The sequence below is a fragment of the Natrialba sp. PRR66 genome (genome assembly GCF_034808065.1).
Classification (GTDB): domain Archaea; phylum Halobacteriota; class Halobacteria; order Halobacteriales; family Natrialbaceae; genus Natrialba; species Natrialba aegyptia.
This window is the reverse complement of record NZ_JAXHGN010000004.1, coordinates 453145-471604: the sequence shown is the minus strand read 5'-3', so window position 1 is coordinate 471604 and position 18460 is coordinate 453145. Positions and strand designations below refer to the sequence as shown.

Annotated in this window: 13 protein-coding genes and 3 pseudogenes; 14 read left to right on the top strand and 2 right to left on the bottom strand. The window is 53.4% G+C overall.

What is annotated here, in order from left to right; translation table 11 throughout:
* Positions 1–499 precede the first annotated feature (499 nt).
* The 4 genes and pseudogenes from SM755_RS16205 to SM755_RS16190 all read left to right on the top strand — a co-directional run.
* Positions 500–586 (top strand): annotated as a pseudogene (locus SM755_RS16205) (IS6 family transposase); the annotation flags it as partial.
* 70 nt (positions 587–656) lie between these two features.
* The gene (locus SM755_RS16200; protein ID WP_323173580.1) at positions 657–1214 is read left to right on the top strand and encodes a maltose acetyltransferase domain-containing protein; all 558 of its coding nucleotides are present in this window, start codon (positions 657–659) and stop codon (positions 1212–1214) included.
* 127 nt (positions 1215–1341) lie between these two features.
* Complete coding sequence (locus SM755_RS16195) at positions 1342–2091, top strand: type II CAAX endopeptidase family protein (protein ID WP_323173579.1); 750 nt, start codon at positions 1342–1344, stop codon at positions 2089–2091.
* 36 nt (positions 2092–2127) lie between these two features.
* Positions 2128–2283, top strand: a pseudogene (locus SM755_RS16190) (IS5/IS1182 family transposase); the annotation flags it as partial.
* A 96-nt stretch (positions 2284–2379) separates the two neighbouring features.
* Here the strand turns inward: SM755_RS16190 and SM755_RS16185 are convergent.
* Positions 2380–2796 carry a hypothetical protein gene (locus tag SM755_RS16185; RefSeq protein ID WP_152424121.1) on the bottom strand — a complete coding sequence of 139 codons (417 nt, stop codon included), beginning with the start codon at positions 2794–2796 and terminating at the stop codon, positions 2380–2382.
* A gap of 189 nt (positions 2797–2985) precedes the next feature.
* On the opposite strand from SM755_RS16185, the gene SM755_RS16180 reads away from it, so the two are divergent.
* From SM755_RS16180 to SM755_RS16160, 5 genes and pseudogenes are all read left to right on the top strand, one after another.
* Complete coding sequence (locus tag SM755_RS16180; RefSeq protein WP_323173578.1) at positions 2986–4368, top strand: HalOD1 output domain-containing protein; 1383 nt, start codon at positions 2986–2988, stop codon at positions 4366–4368.
* A gap of 78 nt (positions 4369–4446) precedes the next feature.
* Entirely contained in the window at positions 4447–6558 is a 2112-nt protein-coding gene (locus tag SM755_RS16175; protein WP_323173577.1) for a hypothetical protein, read from the top strand.
* 548 nt (positions 6559–7106) lie between these two features.
* A pseudogene (locus SM755_RS16170) lies at positions 7107–7370 on the top strand (IS5/IS1182 family transposase); the annotation flags it as partial.
* A gap of 310 nt (positions 7371–7680) precedes the next feature.
* Positions 7681–9078, top strand: a complete 1398-nt coding sequence (locus SM755_RS16165) for an ATP-binding protein (RefSeq protein ID WP_323173576.1) — start codon at positions 7681–7683, stop codon at positions 9076–9078.
* A 99-nt stretch (positions 9079–9177) separates the two neighbouring features.
* Positions 9178–9984 (top strand): hypothetical protein, encoded by an 807-nt coding sequence (locus SM755_RS16160; RefSeq protein ID WP_323173575.1) that lies wholly within the window; start codon positions 9178–9180, stop codon positions 9982–9984.
* 395 nt (positions 9985–10379) lie between these two features.
* On the opposite strand, the gene SM755_RS16155 is transcribed toward SM755_RS16160, so the two are convergent.
* Positions 10380–11642, bottom strand: a complete 1263-nt coding sequence (locus tag SM755_RS16155) for an FAD/NAD(P)-binding protein (protein ID WP_323173574.1) — start codon at positions 11640–11642, stop codon at positions 10380–10382.
* A gap of 104 nt (positions 11643–11746) precedes the next feature.
* Here SM755_RS16155 and SM755_RS16150 point away from each other — a divergent pair, with 104 nt between their 5' ends.
* The 5 genes from SM755_RS16150 to SM755_RS16130 all read left to right on the top strand — a co-directional run bounded on the left by SM755_RS16150 (position 11747) and on the right by SM755_RS16130 (position 18377).
* Complete coding sequence (locus SM755_RS16150; protein WP_323173573.1) at positions 11747–13015, top strand: GTP-binding protein; 1269 nt, start codon at positions 11747–11749, stop codon at positions 13013–13015.
* A gap of 222 nt (positions 13016–13237) precedes the next feature.
* Positions 13238–13495: a hypothetical protein gene (locus SM755_RS16145; protein WP_323173572.1), complete on the top strand. Its 258-nt coding sequence runs from the start codon at positions 13238–13240 to the stop codon at positions 13493–13495.
* A complete protein-coding gene (locus SM755_RS16140; RefSeq protein ID WP_006667450.1) occupies positions 13492–13689 on the top strand; it encodes a 30S ribosomal protein S14 in 198 nt (65 codons plus the stop codon). Before SM755_RS16145 ends, SM755_RS16140 begins: the two co-directional genes overlap by 4 nt.
* 408 nt (positions 13690–14097) lie before the next feature.
* Positions 14098–16794, top strand: coding sequence for a TIM-barrel domain-containing protein (locus SM755_RS16135; RefSeq protein ID WP_369335254.1), 2697 nt, complete (start codon positions 14098–14100; stop codon positions 16792–16794).
* A gap of 518 nt (positions 16795–17312) precedes the next feature.
* Complete coding sequence (locus SM755_RS16130) at positions 17313–18377, top strand: hypothetical protein (RefSeq protein WP_323173570.1); 1065 nt, start codon at positions 17313–17315, stop codon at positions 18375–18377.
* The last annotated feature ends 83 nt before the right edge of the window (positions 18378–18460 follow it).

The window sequence follows — 18460 nt, the reverse complement described above, 5'->3', positions numbered from 1 at the left end:
CGCTTCCCATCGTGAGATCGGTTTCGGGTCCAAACTCCAGACAGACTTGCTCCACCGCCACGATGAGAACGCAGGCCGAATCCCTAATCCGTCTCTCGTCGGGGCAGCCGTCGGCATGGCCACCGGTTGGATCGAGTTCGAGTTCCGGTTACTGAATCATATCGGCCAGCCATACGGCTGAAGACCCTCTTTAGCGAACTCGATGTCCTTTATAAGTTTACTGAGTGTTTCGACGTCGAAGTAGCTTTGTTGATCATAGTCCTGTGGGACAAATTTTCTTTCAGGGATTGATCAATACAGACCAGTTTCGAAAGGCTTTGGTGAATCACCGTGGGGCGTTGGGTTAGGCCATCTTAGTGGCACTGTGAATAAGCACAGTCACTTCGCCAGTAGAGATCCGCTAGAAGTTGAAGCCAGAATTGTCCAAAGTAGTGCATCGAACCGCCTGATCTAGTGCCTGAAGTCGCTGTTGTCCATCAATTTACTCGTTCTGACGAGACAGTCCAGCGCACGCCGCTGGGTCAGACGGTTCAGTCACCACTACAACCACGATCGGCCAAGCCAAGCGCTGAATGGACGCACATGAGCCGAGGAGGTACTGAACTAGAGGACCCTTGCTCAGAAACTCCTATTTAGTCAGATAGCCAGTGACAGCTATGAACAGTGAGAAAGAGAAGATGTTGAACGGGGAGTTGTATGATGCCGACGACCCTGAACTAGTGGCCGAACGGGAACATGCACGAGACCTCACGAGACGCTACAATAACACGACACCGGACGCGCAGAAAGAGCGACAGCGAGTATTAGAAGATCTTCTTGGTTCAGTCAGTACCCAGTGCCACATAGAGCCACCGTTTCGCTGTGACTACGGATACAATATCCACGTCGATGAGAACTTCTACGCGAACTTCGACTGCGTTGTTTTGGACGTATGTCGGGTAGATATCGGACGGAACTGCCAAATCGGACCAGGGGTCCACATCTACACAGCAACTCATCCACTCAATGCAATCGAACGAATCAACGGACCAGAGTACGGCAAACCAGTAACAATCGGAGATAACGTCTGGATTGGTGGTAAAGCGGTTCTCAACCCCGGCGTGGCGGTTGGTGACAACTCCGTTATTGCATCAGGGGCCGTCGTCACTGAAGATGTTCCAGAGAATGTCGTTGTTCAAGGTAATCCTGCGACAGTCGTAAAAGAACTGGATTGACAGTCCTCTTTTGCAGTTTGTGAACGCCAATAGTTCGATTGTACTACATACGCCTCAAACGTATTGATCTTGAGAGGGATACTAAGAGTGCACGTCGTAGCGGTGAATATATCATCTAGACGCGGGAATGTTCAACGGAATAATGAATAACAGACAACAAGCAGACGAATTGAGCGGCTCTCCCTTACAAACCGGCTGGCGTAGTAGGGTACGTGCGCTTGTAATCGGCCTTGGATTGGTCGTCGCCGCTCTCCTGATCGGAACGGCTCTTTCGCTCCCCCTATTTGTGCTGGGTGGAACCAGTCTCGCTGCGCTCACCGCAACGATCATTCTGTCGGAAGCGGGCTATGCCATCGCCGGATGGCTCTACCTCCGACGATGGTTCAGTGAGTCAGTGCCGATAACGCTGCCGACACCGAGACAGGGTGTGTGGGTGATCGCCAGCACACTCCTCATGCTCGGGATTGCAACCGGAGTTAGTGCACTCAGCACCATGTTCGACGTTCAGTTCGGCCGTGTGGATCAAGAGTTCATAGCAGGCAATCCGACGATGGTGCTCGTGATGGCAGCACTGTCGTTCGTACTCATCGCGCCAGCGGAGGAGTACCTGTTCCGCGGTGTGATTCAGCAACGACTGATGCGGAGTATGCGACCCAGTGCTGCCATCGTTGCCACTGCATTTCTGTTCGTTATTCCCCACGCCATCGGCTATCTCGGCGGGGCAGAGGGTGTGCTCCTTCTCAGCACCGTCCCGTTCTCTCTCGCGGTCGTAATGGGTGTTCTCTACGAACGAGTCAATAACCTGTCCGTCCCGATCCTTTCTCATGCCTGCTACAACGCGGCTCTGTTCCTCACAACGTACGTTACTGAGTTCTGAGAGAATCTAAACAAGCGTTGGGAAGCATGCGAACTCGCCGGCTGGTTCCACGTTGTTCTGCATTGTTTTCGGCTTGAAGAGGGCTACAGATACCGTGAAACAGCGTATTGGCTAGAGAATATGGCCGAGGTTCGTAACGGACTCGGCTTAGATCGGGACGATCTTTCGGATTCCAGTACGATCGACAAGTCGCGTCATAGAACAGGGACCCTACCTCAATGCACGAAGTGCGTAGAATGGGGATCTTTCCCTCGATTGGCTACGTGCTGTCAAGCGCTAGTTCACCAACTACTCGCTCACATCAAGATCGGCGTGTTCGGTTTCATAACACTGCTCTAATAACGAATGGATGTGACTTGATTCCAACGACCATTTGATTGCCCCGCTTCGCCGATCGTATTCGATCAAACCACTGTTGGTAAGTTTGGGGAGGTGGTTGTGATAGAGGTCGATTAAAACTGGTTTGCGATCATCCGGAGTGACATCCGATGATGAGCAATCGAGCTCGTGTGCCGTTATCTTGGTCGCTAGTGATTCGATACTGGCTAACTCGTGTTCGCTGAGATAGTAGAGAACGTCGCGGCGCCGGTGATGACTCAGAATAAGCAATAACTCATCAATTCGTGATTCGTCGCTTGATGATGAACGTTGTCGGTCGATAAAAGGAAATTGATTTCTGGCGCCACCTGAATTCTGATCAGCCATATACATACGAATACGACGGTCGGTAATAAGTCTGGTAGATAAATGCTACTTTCAATAGTTGATAATCAATATAGTAACATCTGTCTATCAAACAATCTCTCTCATATAATAGTAATTTAAAAATATGGCGGTAGTACGTTGATAATCCGAGAGATTTTCGTCCATGCCGATTGTACAGCAATCATCTCAATGACTGATGAAGACGACCAGAATTCAGATCGGAATGATTTGCCCGTATTTCCGTCTCGAGGTCAACAGTGCACATCCGATAGTGAACCGCCGAGTCATGCTGTCGTGAAAGCAGTTGCCGACGAGTCCGATACAGGGCTGATAGATTTACCGCCACTCAACGATGTTGTCGATACTGAAGCCCTAAATACGCTTGTCCGGGTTAACCACCGGCACGATGAAGCATGGCTGAGGATCCGCTTTTCCTACGCTGGTTACACCATTACCATTACCGAAAACAGCGATATCAGTCTCTCTCGACAAGAGGGTGCAAATCCGGCTATCGTGGATATCAAACCCGACTGGCCACACGTCACACCGGTATCAGAGGGCATCAACAGCCGCTCTACCAGTAATCTCGCTGCGGGAGTAGTCAGCGCGGTAGCCGACCACTCCGGCCATGATCCTGCTCACGTTCGCCAAGCGATTGATGACATCCTCGACCGTTCCGCACTCGCACGTCTCAACAGCAAGCGTGCAGATAGGATTGCTCGCGCCGGCGCGACGGTCCAGTTCTCGACGCTCGGCTACGATGTCCTCATCGAACCTGACGAGACAATTGCTATCGGTTCGGCGCTTCAGCGGCTTCAACTGACTGGTGCTAATGTACTGCTCGTTGGCGCCGTGCCGGATTCGGTTATGGACCTCGCAAGCAGTAATCTGCTTGGTGAACGCGACCGTGATCGACAACGACTATTTGCACTTCTCGATCGACACATCAATTCGGCGATTGATCGGCTATCGAGAATCAACGACACCACCGAGACTGCTCGAGCCATCAACTATGCGAGCACAGCCCGATCGGCTGTTCCCGAATCTCAATCGATTACAGATCCCCAACCCAATACGGATACCGATTCCTACACATTCCCTGATACGAACACCGACACTCCATCCGAAAATAGATCCGTTCCACCTGTTGGCCCCGACCATCACAGCGCTCGTAATTCAGAGGATACACCAGAGATAACAGTCAAAACAGTTGATGAAAATATCGAGGCGTTCGTTACTACTATCGAAGCGACAGTAGAGATGATCCAAGAACAACAATTGGAACCAACAGAACTGCGGTTTTGTTTCGATTCCCTCCGTCCGCTCCTCGAAGAACATGGTGTCAAGAGGACCCGATCGATCCTTGAACCGATCTGTGAACAAGTCACCTCCGCATCGGGGATCGGCCATTATATTTTTCCGGTCGAATACGAATCAGAGTATGTACAGGCACTCAAGCCCTTATTTGAGGCAACAATCGAGATTCGCATCAATGAAGTCGAGCCAATGCAACGTTGGCATCTCCATCGGAGTGACTACACGACCGAGTGGTTCACACTCCGAATCGACTGAAGGAGTACGCCGAAAGGATCGACAGGTTGCAAGAACGATTTCAACCACGGCGCATCAAATCATGAGCACAAATAGATCGTGAATCCAACGTTCAAAGCAGCCGATGATCGTCCGGGCGTAACGGTCATTGATCTGATAGAGAATCGTCAATTCCCGCTCCAAACATCCACCCAGATCGATCCACAGCAAATCGGAACCGACAGTTTTCACTTTCCAGTTGATACAGCAGTCGAGTTCATAACGGACCAATTGGTGCTACCGTACGTCGTTCCGACATGCGTTCGTGATCAGCATGGAGAAATGCTTCTCGAAACGGAACACTACGCGTACGAGACGTTACCGGAGAACGTATACCTGCTTGAGTTGACGGCACCAATCAAACTCTACGTATGTGTCCGGAGTGAGATCACAATTGCTTCATCGGACGATCGACTGGCGTTCGACTTCGGGTCGCCGATCCACGTCCAACTTGGTGCACGGTCCCTCCACGAGAAACCCGCTGCAACCGTCAAATCAACCGCTGATCCAACCGACTTGGCGTGTGCCGTTTCGACGTTTGGGTCCGCACTGAAGACCACGACCTGCGAGCGGTCGCTTCCATCATTTCGAGGACATCCACCTCGCCTTGAACTCGCTGATCAGTTGCATGTTCCGGATGAAATTGAGTCCCCAGATACCGGTATTACGATCGTTGCGCCACCCGACCGGAACGCGATTTATGCGACCAGTTCGCTTGCATATTATCTCGGTGCGACTGTTGTCACCGGTGAAAATCCACGTATTGAAACCGACGCCGGTTTCGAGTACAAGATGGGGCAATCGTCCGAGGAGTTCGAGTCATCTATCGAGCGTACCCTCCAGCACGTATTTTTCCTCGACACCGTAACCAGGACGGAGGGAATCTACGACATTGATTTTCACGAACGCAAACAGATCGAAGCACACGTCACGCTTCCCTTTGAGGAATTGTACGACCGTACCATCGCCGAGCAACTCGCAATCTACCTCTCGATTCCGTTCGATACAACTGAGGAGTTTCGGCCAACGTGGCAACTTGTCACATATGTGACCCCCAATCCGCAGAACGCGAAGGCATTACCGTTCCTCGCTAATGATCTCTCGCTCATCCAAACGGCTCGCCAGACGGCTCAATCGACGGAGGGTCCATCAGCACCATCCGCTGACATTGCCGCGTTCGTCAGGTCCAGCACCAGATCGAAAGACAGCGACCGAGAAAAGACAGACGAAACCAATCACCTATGTGATGGTGTCAACTCGTACGTCTCACCGCCAAAAACCGACACATTCGAGACAGCGTGGCTTGGAGAGGGGACGCCGATTGGTGCAAATAAGCTCTTACCGAGTGCATTTGAGAACGGACTAAACCATTCTCCTCGGGATGCAAGCGATGCTATTGACATAACGATCGTCTGTAACGATCAACAAATGGCAGCCGAGTATAATGAAAGCACGGATGGACTCTATGGCAACCGGGATGAACTTCCGTTTGATGTCACTATCCATCGAAATCTCTCTATCGATAGTCTTCGACAAGTCTTCGCAACCGATACCGATTTCCTCCACTATATTGGCCATGTTGATGGTGAAGCGTTTATTTGTAGCGACGGTGAACTCGACTCTCGGACGCTAACGCAGGTCGGCGTCGACACGTTTCTGCTCAACGGGTGCGAATCGTATCAGCATGGATTGCAACTGATTAAGAACGGGAGCGTAGGAGGGATCATCACACATAGTGTAGTCGAGAATCAAGATGCGATTGCTGTCGGACAATTGATTGCACGTCTATTGAATAGTGGATTTACATTGCGCTCAGCGGTAAACCTCGCACGTACCCATCGATTTGTTGGAAATCAGTACGGAGTTGTCGGTGACGGTGGTATCACTGTAGCCCAATCAGGCGGTGGAGTTGCGAACCGTTGCCACATTGATTCAGTTGAAGAGGATCGCTACGAACTGCGCATCTCTACGTATCATTCACAGCACGGCATCGGAGCGCTGTACATCCCTTATATTCCATCTGTTAGTAAACACTTTCTTGCAGGAACCGAACTCCCACCATTCACACTTTCCAGGGACACTCTGAAGCGATTCCTTCAACTTGAAGAAATCCCCGTGGAATTTGATGACAGATTTTACTGGTCATCAGATGATTTCTTTTCCTTCCTCTAACATTCTGCTATCCAAGTAGTGGTTAGTCGGGGATGGTGTCGGGTTTTACCCCCGCACACGGTGGCGCGGGGCACTCGCCCATGCTAACAACTGCAACGTAGGAACTACTGGTGCGATCTTTCTTCTAAAATATTCTTTATATAATGCTATCAGCCAACAGCTGATTTAATAAATTGAACCGCCATTCCCTGCCGCAACTGTCCCAGCCTGTGACAGGAGTAGACAGATCGTGAATAAAATTCCGATTAATCGTGGGTTTTCAGCGACTTGCTTTGCTAAGGATGTTTTACTATCGGACATTGCAACCCCTACTTTCGAGTCAGAGATGATATAATTACCTTAATATATAGTATATTAAATTAATAATATCTTATATATTAGGGTAAAAGATGTTAAATTGTTGTAGTGGAATACTATCGATAGCACCTTCAGTGACGGAGATCTCACTATCTAAGCTCTAACACGGAAAGATCAGCCTCCGCATCGATTTTCACGTAGTTAGGTCTGGTAATCCATTCTTACTGGAGTTAAGAGCCTCTTCTTCAATCATGGAGAGGTCCTATCGGGAAGCGCTCGATCTCTTGAACGAAAGGTCACAAATACTCGGGGAAATCAGCCTCAATACGGCCGACCTCCCTGATCACTCAACGTTACTGAAAGCGTTCGGCAGGATGAAGATGATAGTCTAGCGAGTGCTGCGCCAACAGGCGCAGCTATACAAGTCTCCTGGTCACGCAGCAATGGACGCAACAGTTTTCGATCGCGAAAACACGAGTAACTACTCCTCCCACCGCACGAATTATCTTGTACAACCGCCCACGCTCTTGTATGAGTGGCAGAACAAATCTCGCGCCAATCGTTCGAAGCCGTTGCAGAGAGCAATCGAGACGATGCCGAGTATGCCAGTCAAGTACTGGACTATCGAGCAAGACGACGGGAAGCGACACACGATAGTGGTTGACCGCTGTCGGTCGTCCTCGCAGTCGCCAGTGGCGATAGAGAGCCATTTCTGCTGTCCCGAAGTATGTCCAGAGAACAATCTCCAATTAGGCAATTCTCAATTAGCCTATTCTGGATTAGGTTATTCGAGGGTTTTATCTGGCTGGACGCCAGTCAGAGTGTATGGATCGATTCGTGGATCGGGAGGATGAACTCAGTCGGCTTCGAGAGTGTTATGAGTCGGACGACGCAGACATGGTCGTAATTTTCGGGCGTCGCCGTCTCGGGAAGACCGAACTCGTCCGAGAGTCACTAACAAACCACGATGACGCCGTTTTGTACCAAGCGACTGAAACAACCCGGCAGATCCAACTGGATACGTTCGTGGACGTAGCGGCTGAGTCGTTTCCGGGAATCGACCGGATCGAGAGCGAGTGGGAATCGCTGCTGGGATATCTCGCCGACCAGGATGCAGTCATCGTGTTGGACGAATTCCCGTACCTAATTGACGCCGACGAGAGCCTTCCCTCGGTTATCCAGCGACTCTGGGATCAGGAGTTGCGTGACACAGGCGTGACGCTCGTGCTCGTCGGATCCTCGATCAGTATGATGGAGGAGGCGACGCTCCTCGGGAACAGTCCGTTATATGGCCGGTTCACTGAGAAGATCGATCTCCGCCAGCTCGATTTTGCTGCCGTGCGGACGTTCTTTCCCGAGAGCTATACCCCCGAACAACTTCTGTTCGCATGGGGCGTGTTTGGCGGGACACCATACTATTTGGACGGCATCGATCTGGATGGTGACCTCGGAACAGTCATCCAGCAGTCGCTGCTGTCACGGCAGGGATTCCTGCATGACGAACCGGAATACGTGCTCCGTACCGAGCTGACGGAGCCAAACCGGTACTTTGCCATCCTGAAAGCGATTGCCGCCGGGAACACCACGTCGAACGAGATTGCACAAACAGTCGGGATCGATGGTAAACAGATTTCGACGTATACGCAGAAACTGGAGCGGCTGCGACTGGTCGAACGTGAGGTTCCGGTGACGGAGGACAAGACGAAGTCACGCCGAGGACGGTATCGGATTCTCGACCCGTTGTTCAGGTTTTGGTTCCGATTCGTCTATGGGAACGAAGACCGCTACGAACGGTTGGGTGCTGACGCCTACGAGACGGTCATCGAACCGGAGCTGGCGGACTTTGTGAGCCAGGAGTTTGAAAATCGCTGTCAGGACATCCTTCCTGACCTCTATCCCGATCTGATGTTCACCGATATCGGCCGCTGGTGGTATAATGAGTATGAGGTGGATGTGGTTGGGTTCAATGCAGACGGGACGATGGTAACGGGTGAGTGTAAGTTCACGTCCGCGCCACTCGATTACGGTGCGCTTGCCTCGCTTGAAGACCATACAGATGAGATTCGATGGTCGCCTGATAATGGCGAAGTAGGGCACGAGTATGCGCTATTTGCGCGGAACGGGTTCACGCGATCTGTTCGTGATGAAGCGGCTGACCGTGACGACCTGCAATTGTTCACTCTCGAACGGATTGTCGAACCCGCTCACCGTCGAATTCGATGACAGCCCGATTCGTATCAGTCCACTCGAGTGCCAGATTGCAGACAAACTCCGGCTTGCACAAGCAGCAGGCAGTCTCAGCGAAAGAGATTCCACCGTAGCTTGGACAACAGTCCGTACGTCGGACAATTGCTGCAGCGTCTCGAGGAGGAGTTCAATAACGAGCACGCATCCGTGACTCACGTCTGGGAGCCGACCTTCGATCCCAACGCGATCGGCGAGACATCGTCCGTCGGTATCGTCAGTGGGAGCATCACCGCCGCACAGCTCGCCACGAGGGTTGCCCAGTTACCAGGCCGGGACGTGGTTCTGTTCGCCCGAAGCCCGTTTTGCATAGAGACGCTCGAGGCAAGCACCGACTGGATGCACTTTTCGGGTGTGACCGAGAAACTCCACGTTCACCCACCGGCGTCACGTGCCCGCGAGGAACTGGTCTCCAAGGCTCGATACGACGGAACAATGCCACCGTACGTGTTTCGTCGACTCCAGCAAGCGCTCGAACGGGAGCAGGTCGAACTCGAACGATCGGAAATCGCGGTTGCGACGGAAGCTGGCGGAACGGTCGTCGTCACCTGTCGTGATGGCAGCGCGTTCTGTCTCGACGAGCTGATCTGTGCGACGGGGTTCGGATCGCCGTACGACGGTGAACTGTTCTGTCATCTCCGTCAGCAATCGGCGCTGCAAACGGGCTACCGTGGAACACCCGTTCTAGATGACGACACGCTCCGATGGATGCGGCAGGACGAGACACCCTCGCGGATCGCGGTTTCGGGCGTCGCTGCACAGCAGGTCCTTGGCCCGTTCGCTCGTAACGTCATCGGTGCTAGACGCGCAGGAGAGCTGATCGCTGGGTTTCTCGAATCCGAACTCACGGACGAACAACGTGGCATATCACGGCTGGGGATGTAACTGTGAGTCCGAAGTTCGGCGCTGTAAAAAAGCCCAGTGTCGTGGAAAATGTTCGTTCCCCGTAACGATTTGCTCGACTAGTTCCGATGTATCGTCACAGTGTCTGAGCGTGTGTACGCTATCGTCGGTACACCACCGGTCTTCAAGTTCGACACCCTGTCAAAGTTGTTTGTCGAAGGAACTGTCGACAGCAGTTCGTCGGTTGTCCACGGGCCGTCGATGGCGTCACAACCGTCGAACATTCGATTTTCTTGGCCGATCAGTCAGTATTGGCGTATCGGTTCAGGCAAACGGGAAAACTGATCGTCGGATTCTTCGAACCCAACCCCAACGTCGAAAAACGGGACGCTCGGCCGTGGACGAAATCGATCCGTTCGTTCCCACGCTGAACCGGATCAATCGGACACTTCCGTCCCATGTACCGACGTGCCCGTGTTGTCTTCTCCGGAGCGGCGCTGTGTAATGGTGGCCGTGATCCGATCCCCGGCCCGCCTGGCCCCCGGAACGTTGGGTGCGTACGGTCCGACCGTACCGAGCGCAAGCGCCCCGGAGACATACAACGGAACGAACCGCCCGTCACCGCGCTGCCAGGCTAGCGTGTTGTCGTCAAGGACGGGCATTCCTCGATACCCTCGGGCCAGTTCGAGTTCGTCCGCGATTCGATCGACGAATGGGTGATCGAACACCGGTTCGAATCCGGTCGCGAGGACGACCCGATCGCCCAGGAGTTGTAACCCGTGGTCGAGGGAAAGCCGAACCGACTCGTCTTCGACCGTCGCCGAGTCGACCGCTCCCTGTGCGAGCGTAACCACGCCATCGTCGGTTCGGTTCTCGAACTCGTCGTAGAGATACGGCGGAATCGTCGCGTCGTATCGAGCCTCTGAGATCATATCGAATCGCTCGCTCGACCCGGGCGGGTGGACGTGGAGGTTTCGTTCGATGTGCGACCAGTTGATCCATGGCGGGTCCGCCTCAGAGACCTCCCACTCGAGCGGGTGTCGCGAGAGCAGGGCCACCGACTGCGTCTCGCTCAACTCACACGTGAGTTGTGCTGCCGTAATCCCGCCGCCGACGACGACGGTTCGATCGACCGACGCGTCTGGATCGAATCCCTCCCAGACGTGTTCGATACCGTCGAGGCCTGCCGTCCAGTCGGGCCAGCGGTACCGACCGCCGTGACCGATCGCCAAGATACAGTATTCGGTATCGATCGGTCCCACGGTCGTCTCGAGCCGAAGCCCCGTCTCGCCGGGGAGTTCGCGAATTGCGTTGACGGCGGCCTGACGATGCAGCGAGCCGAGTTCCTTTCGATCAATTACGTACTCCGAATAGTCCAGAAAGAGGTCGAGCGACGGCCGCGGCGGGTAGTCGACCGTCGGAACGAGTTCGTCCTCTCGATTGTTCGCTTCGGCGAAACTTTCGAGACCGAACGGTTCGGTTCCAACGTGGTGTACGAACGTCGATCGGAGAAACTCCATGCTGCAGGCGCGTGCCTTCTCGCGGAACGACGCCAACAACCGGTCGTGCGGATCGACGATACGAACGGCGGATTTGTCGAAGGGAGCATCTTCGAGGAGACGCTGGACGAGGTATGTGCCGTGGATTCCGCCACCGACGATGACACAGCCGAATTTTCGGGTTGAGTTGCGTGTCGTCATACGGAAGATGGTGTGTTGATGTCCAAAGACACTCCCCGCTAGTTAATAACATCTTCGGCAGAGATAATAACTTATATTACCCTTGGTACAGTTGTTAGCAACAGATGAAAGAGCAGACGATCCCCGTCACAGTGCTATCCGGGACGCTCGGTGCCGGCAAGACAACCACGCTCAATCACGTGCTACGCGAGAGCGATAACCGAGACCTCGCCGTACTCGTCAACGACATGGGGGAAGTGAACGTCGACGCAGACCTCGTCGCCGAATCCTCCGACATTTCGGCGGACGAAGAGGAACTGATCGAACTCTCGAACGGCTGTATCTGCTGTGAACTTCGTGGTGACCTGCTCGACGCGATCGGCGGGCTCACGCGCAACCGGGAGTTCGACGCAATCGTCGTAGAGTCGACTGGCGTCGCCGAACCGCTACCCGTTGCACAGACGCTGACGCTCGGGTTCGACCAGTCGGATCTCGATCCCACAGAGTTCTACGAGGAGACTGGCATCGAACCGCTCGAGGGCTGTCACCTCGACACTACCGTCACCGTCGTCGATGCTCACCAGTTCAACGAGGCGATGCAATCAGACGAGGTTCTTGATGACGACGGAACCAAGAAACACCTCGGCGATCTGCTCGTCGAGCAGGTGGAGTTCTGTGACATCCTCCTGTTGAACAAGTGCGACCTCGTCGACGAGGAGACGCTCGCCGAGATCGAAGAGACCGTCGAGGTTCTTCAGCCCCGCGCTGAGATCATCCGAACGACCCACGGTCGGGTCGATATCGACGAGATCATCGACACCGACCGGTTCGACTTCGAGGAAGCGAGCCGATCGGCTGGCTGGATGCGCGAACTTCAGGAACCGCACGAATCCGCCGAGGAAGAACACGGCGTGACCTCGTTCGTCTTCGAGGCACGTCGTCCGTTCCACCCCGAGCGGTTCGCCGAATTGCTCGATGCGTTCCCGGAGAACGTCGTCCGATCCAAGGGTCACTTCTGGCTCGCCGGACGCGAGGAAATGGCGCTCATGTTGAACGTCGCTGGACAGTCGATTCGGGTCGCACCCGCCGGGAACTGGATCGCAGCCCTCCCACCCGAAGAGCGCGACGAGCAGTTCGACGCGCACCCTGAACTCGAGGAGATGTGGGATGACCAGTGGGGAGACCGCGGCAGTCAACTGGTGTTGATCGGTACCGAGATGGATCACGAGTCGATCCGTGAACACCTCGAGATCTGTCTGCTCACCGACGAGGAGATGGATGCCGACTGGGACGCATTCGACGATCGGTTCCCAACGTTCGAGGAGCCCGAAGCGGGCGAGGACGGTGAGCCGGAAGAACCCGATGGCCAGGAAGAGATCGGAATCGCAGATTGACACACGAGCACTCGAACGACCGCGCGACTGAAACAGGATCACCACCGGCCGTCGAGCATCCAGCGCCGGAGTGTATCGCGATCGTCGAATCGACGGACTCGGAGCCGAATCTGTGTACGATCTACTCGATCGCGCCGGAAGACTCGCTGGTGACGGCATGGATCTCGGCCCACGAAGACTCGTATTGCACACTCGAAGACGCACGATAACCCCCACTGAACGATGTCTATGACATTCCAAACAGTAGTCAAGAAGAACGTTTCACGAACGCAACGCTACGACGAAATCGATGCACTCGTCCGAGCGGGCGAGACAACGAACCTCGGAGTTCTCGTCCGAATGAGCGGCCTCCGCGGGGAGTTCCGTCGGTACGCCCTCAACGGGTTAGTCGACTGTAACGCCACGACCGTTCTCGAGGAACTCGTCGAGGACACGACGATCGATCCGTCGCTGAGACGAAGAGCGGAGGCGTTGGCATGACCGACAGCGGGACGACCAACGACACGAGCGAATCAAACGACGGTACCGACACCAAGGATGGACGTACCGGGGACCAGCGCGTCTGTAGAGACACTGGTCGAGAACAGGGCTTGGTCGGCAAGTATGATATCTGGCTGTGTCGGCAGTCGTTTCGAGAGATGGCCCGTGATATGGGCTTTCGAAAGTACGATTGACCTCTCGACTGTTGAGGGGCGTTGAGTGCTGACTACATATCAGTGATCCATTGTATCGTTCCCGTGGTCTCTAGTACGATTTCTATCGATTATTGTTCTGCTATCATGGATGCCATCGAAATTGTGGCTAAACTAGCCTAGAGTAGCCTCTCACGCCACCGGAGACCTTCCCCAGAAGTTGATGCTGCCTAGTGGTTACCAAAGCCGTCTATTGAACGCTCGGACACCAGGAACAATGGCGAATACACCCCACCCCCTCACTCGCCTACTCACGAGATTTACTGAGAGTATGTAAAACCACATAGATAACAACAGTATATAACTGACAATGGAAAATGTACATTATTTATTTACTGTAGGTTTGGCTAGCAGAAATATTATTACAAATGCGAAGAAATACTTCATCGGATGTTTGAAAGACACCGTCATGGTACTAATCGACGATCTGTGTTGAAATCGACCGCTGCACTTCTTGCAGGAAGTGCCGTTGCTTCCGTCCCTGTCCAGGGACATCATTATGATTCAAAGATCCATTATGAACCTGAATTGGATGAGGATAATCTCATGGAATTGTCAGTCCAGGGGTATGAGATCCTCGAAGAAGGAGTGAGATTCAACCTTGGCGAGTACGACGGTTATATTAGCCTGTTCAACGACGACTTCGCCCGTGTTTCGATCCTAGAAGAAGATGAAGAGGTCTACGAGTCCCGCGGCATTGCTAACGGCCGTGAAGAGTGGGATACACCGAATTTCAGCGTCGACGAGACCGCTAATACCATTGCGATTGATACAGAAACCATCACTGTCGAGGTTGCGAAAGATCTCTTCGGTGTGAAATTTCTCGACGAAACGGGTAACGTCGTCAATGAAGACTATCTCGACAAAGGAACGTCGGGTTACGAAGATGGAAAACCATACGCATATAAGAAAGCCGACGCGGACGAGTCCTTCTACGGCTTTGGCGAGCAGCCCGAACTCACTCTCGACCAGCGCGGCAAGAAAATCGAAAACTGGAACACCGATCAGTACGGCTACGGAAACACCAACGACTACGTCTACACGTCGGTTCCCTTCTTCGTTGGGTTAACGGACACAGGTGCGTACGGCCTCTTCTTTGATAATCCATCACATTCGGTCTTCCATATGGCTGACGACCCGAACGCCCCTGGAGAGAGCTATAACTCTCAGGCGGAAGAAGACTACTACTACTTCTTGGCTGATGGTGGCCAGCTAACCTACTACTTCGCGTACGGCCCTGCGATCAGTGATGTTCTCGAGCGATACACGGGCCTCACAGGGACGACCCCCCTCCCACCAAAGTGGGCCATCGCATATCATCAGAGTAAGTGGGAGTACAGTCCAGAGGAACTTGCCGAGGTACCCCAGCGGTATCGCGAAGAGGAAATCCCGCTGGACGCGATGCACTTTGACATCGGTTACATGGACGACTATCGTGTCTTCACCATTCAAGGGACACACCGAGAGGCACTTAACACGCTCAATGAAGAAGTGCCCGAGATCAAGACAGTCGCGGTCAACGATCCTGGCGTCGCAGTCGACGAAGAGGCCGACATCGATGGCGATGGCAAAGACGAATCCTACGGTCCCTATCTCGAGGGGACCGAGAACGAGTATTGGACCAAGAACGCCAACGGCGATACGTTCTACGGACCGGTCTGGCCGACCCAGGATGTCGCGGACGAGCCCACGGATGCAGTGTGGCCGGACTTTTCCCGATCCGAGGTTCGCGAGTGGTGGGCCGACCAGCACAACGTGTTCTTCGACGCCGGATTTGACGGGATTAAAAACGATATGGGCGAACCCGCGGTGTTCCAAGAAAACGAGAAGTATGACTGGACGATGCCGGTAGACAATATCCACGGCACGGGTGCAGATACGATGCTCCACGAAGAGTATCACAACATGTACGGGTTCGACTACGCTCGTGCATCCCGCAAGGCATACGACATCTACAAGCCCAACCAACGGCCGTTCCTGCTCAATCGTAACTTGTACGCGGGTGGGCAGCGACTCGCGGCAATATGGACCGGCGACAACGTCAGCGAGTGGGAACACCTGCAGATGTCAATCCCGATGCAATTGAATCTCGGACTGTCGGGAATGGCGTTTTGCGGCCACGATGTCGGCGGTTTTGCCGGCCGACCCACGCCAGAACTGTTCAAGCGCTGGATGGAACTGGGTGCGTTCATCCCGTACTTCCGGAACCACACCGATACGCACCGAAAATCTGACCAAGAGGTCGACGTACGCAACCAGCATCCCTGGACATTCGGCGAGGAGGCTGTCGAGATCAGTAAGAAGTACATTGAACTGCGCTACCGGTTGATGCCGTACCTCTACAACGAATTCGAAGAGTCCGCCGAAACTGGCAAGCCGATCCAGCAGCCGCTGGTCTACCATTTCCAGAACGATCCGGACACCCGGGATATCACTGATCAATTCATGTTCGGCGACAACATAATGATCGCGCCGGTCGTCGAGCAAGGCGCAACTTCGCGCGAGGTGTACCTGCCCGAGAGCGAAACCTGGGTCGACTTCTGGACCAACGAGGTCTACGACGGCGACCAAACGATCACCGCCGATGCGCCAATCGATCATCTTCCGATCTTCGTGCGGAAGGGCTCGATCATTCCGATGCGTGAGGTCCAGCAGTATACCGGTGAAAAGCCACTGACGACGCTTGAACTCCGCACCTACCTCGATGGAGAGACCACCTACACCTTCTACGAGGATGACGGCGAGACTCGTGCCTTCGAAGATGGGGAGTACAACGTCACTCACTTCTCTGTCTCGGAGAACAACGGCGGTGTCGTTACCTTTGAACGTGAACTCGATGTGCAGAACTACGACGATTCGGAACTCTCGTCGTACCTGCTAAACCTCGATCTTTCAGAGGCCCCTCGGAAAGTTCAGGCTGCCTCTACGAAGTATGAGGAGGTCAACGCCGATGAGGTGAAGGATATCCCTGCATCGTTCGCCTATGATGCTGACGCAGACGCAGTGCTGGTTCACATCCCTGTAGATGAAGAACAAGACGTTAAACTGTTCTTCAACGGCGGTGGCAACTCTGGACGCGGTCGGTAAGCGTACTCTGACGAGAATCAGGTCACAATATTTTATTGCGCTTGTTACGGAGGTTATTTGTGAGTTATAGCGCAGTTTCAAGGATGGTTTTTAGCGTCGGTGAGCGACAGACCGAGTTTGATTGAGTCGTACCGTCTCGTCGGTCTTCGATCGACCAGTTTGCTCAAATTCGAGCAGAGGAAACGCCACAAACTCCTCGAAGGTCTGTGGACCTGTCGGATATTGCGTTCGAGTTCGCAAGGCGTCTTTAGCATACCTGGAACGAACCACCGGTCACCGCTACACACCAGTCAACCAGTACAAGATAATATCTCTATTAGCGCCAATATTTGTCTATGGAGAGAGGGGGTCTTTCAGAACCCGTATTGATTACGTGCTGATTGTGGGTCACTGAGTAACCGTTGAGCAAAAGGCGCGTTAGAGCCCATATGAGGGCAATATTTCCGATGATTCTAAAATGACACTATTTTCACATCTCATTTCAGAACATTTTTAACAGCGGTGCCTTCTGGATATCTATGGAAAAATTCCACCCGTATAATGGAGTAGAGTGGGATGATTACGAACAACATCTAACACAGTTGCACACACACGAACCAAGAAACACGATACGCGACGACACGTGCATTCACGAACCGGGTATCGATGCAGAAACGATTCCGATCGATGCTCTCGGGAAAAACAACCTTTCGCCAGCATCCTCGCCGAGAACATTACTGAAGAAATATAGAAATATAGGATATACCGTTTTCTCGTTAACAGAGCACGAATACTATGTAGAACGATCGAAGTACAAAGACGTTTCCTATGAAGAGATGCCTGAGCGGCTCGATCAAACGAGTTGGCCTTGGACGAAGTGGGGTATCGATCCGGAAGAATTGGGTGTAATAACACTCTCAGGTACCGAATTACGGGCATCGCACCACGGTTCGCTTCACGATGTAATTGGACTAGACACGGATATCGGACACGGACAGCAAGCATCAATGACCACACTACTTGATCGTATCGCGAACCAGGATGGATTAGCGATTCTTCCACACCCTTCGAAATATAACGATGTATCCAATTACGGACAATACGTATCGGTATTCGAAGCCGCTGATATCCTCCTTGGAATGGAGATCTTCAATGCGAACGACCGATACCCGAGTCGCGCACTTTGGGATCGATTGCTCATGCACTTCGGACCCGATCGACCGATCTGGGCATTCGCCGGCGATGACTACCACAGCCGTGCCCGACCACGGGACGGCAAACGGTTCAACCGGTCACGGAACGTCTTGCTCTTGCCTACTCATTCAAAGGATGCCGTCCGGGAGGCATTGACTGAGGGCCAGTTTTACGTTCAGCACAACGGGGATCATCACGCGCCGTTCATACACTCAATCGACGTGACAGACGAGGCAATTTCCGTTGACGCCCCCGACGCAGTGGGAATAGAATGGATCGCGGATGGTGAAGTCGTTGCAACCGGAGAAACGGTTCTGAGTGATCGGCTCGTCGATCGGACGTACGTCCGAGCAGAAGTTCACGGAGACGGGCGGGCCGTTAGCTGTACTCAACCGTTCTATCCAATCTGAGCGAGAACATAGACCGAATAACTGGAGTGGTATATAGGTCCACATAGCACACATAGCAAACGAATAGGCGGTTAACTGGGCAC

Excerpts from the sequence above, each read along its gene's own strand:
- SM755_RS16185 (WP_152424121.1), bottom strand. The coding sequence starts at position 2,796 with ATGGCTGATCAGAATTCAGGTGGCGCCAGAAATCAATTTCCTTTTATC.
- SM755_RS16200 (WP_323173580.1), top strand. The coding sequence starts at position 657 with ATGAACAGTGAGAAAGAGAAGATGTTGAACGGGGAGTTGTATGATGCC.
- SM755_RS16195 (WP_323173579.1), top strand. The coding sequence starts at position 1,342 with ATGTTCAACGGAATAATGAATAACAGACAACAAGCAGACGAATTGAGC.
- SM755_RS16155 (WP_323173574.1), bottom strand. The coding sequence starts at position 11,642 with ATGACGACACGCAACTCAACCCGAAAATTCGGCTGTGTCATCGTCGGT.
- SM755_RS16165 (WP_323173576.1), top strand. The coding sequence starts at position 7,681 with ATGGATCGATTCGTGGATCGGGAGGATGAACTCAGTCGGCTTCGAGAG.
- SM755_RS16135 (WP_369335254.1), top strand. The coding sequence starts at position 14,098 with ATGTTTGAAAGACACCGTCATGGTACTAATCGACGATCTGTGTTGAAA.
- SM755_RS16140 (WP_006667450.1), top strand. The coding sequence starts at position 13,492 with ATGACCGACAGCGGGACGACCAACGACACGAGCGAATCAAACGACGGT.
- SM755_RS16145 (WP_323173572.1), top strand. The coding sequence starts at position 13,238 with ATGTCTATGACATTCCAAACAGTAGTCAAGAAGAACGTTTCACGAACG.
- SM755_RS16150 (WP_323173573.1), top strand. The coding sequence starts at position 11,747 with ATGAAAGAGCAGACGATCCCCGTCACAGTGCTATCCGGGACGCTCGGT.
- SM755_RS16130 (WP_323173570.1), top strand. The coding sequence starts at position 17,313 with ATGGAAAAATTCCACCCGTATAATGGAGTAGAGTGGGATGATTACGAA.
- SM755_RS16180 (WP_323173578.1), top strand. The coding sequence starts at position 2,986 with ATGACTGATGAAGACGACCAGAATTCAGATCGGAATGATTTGCCCGTA.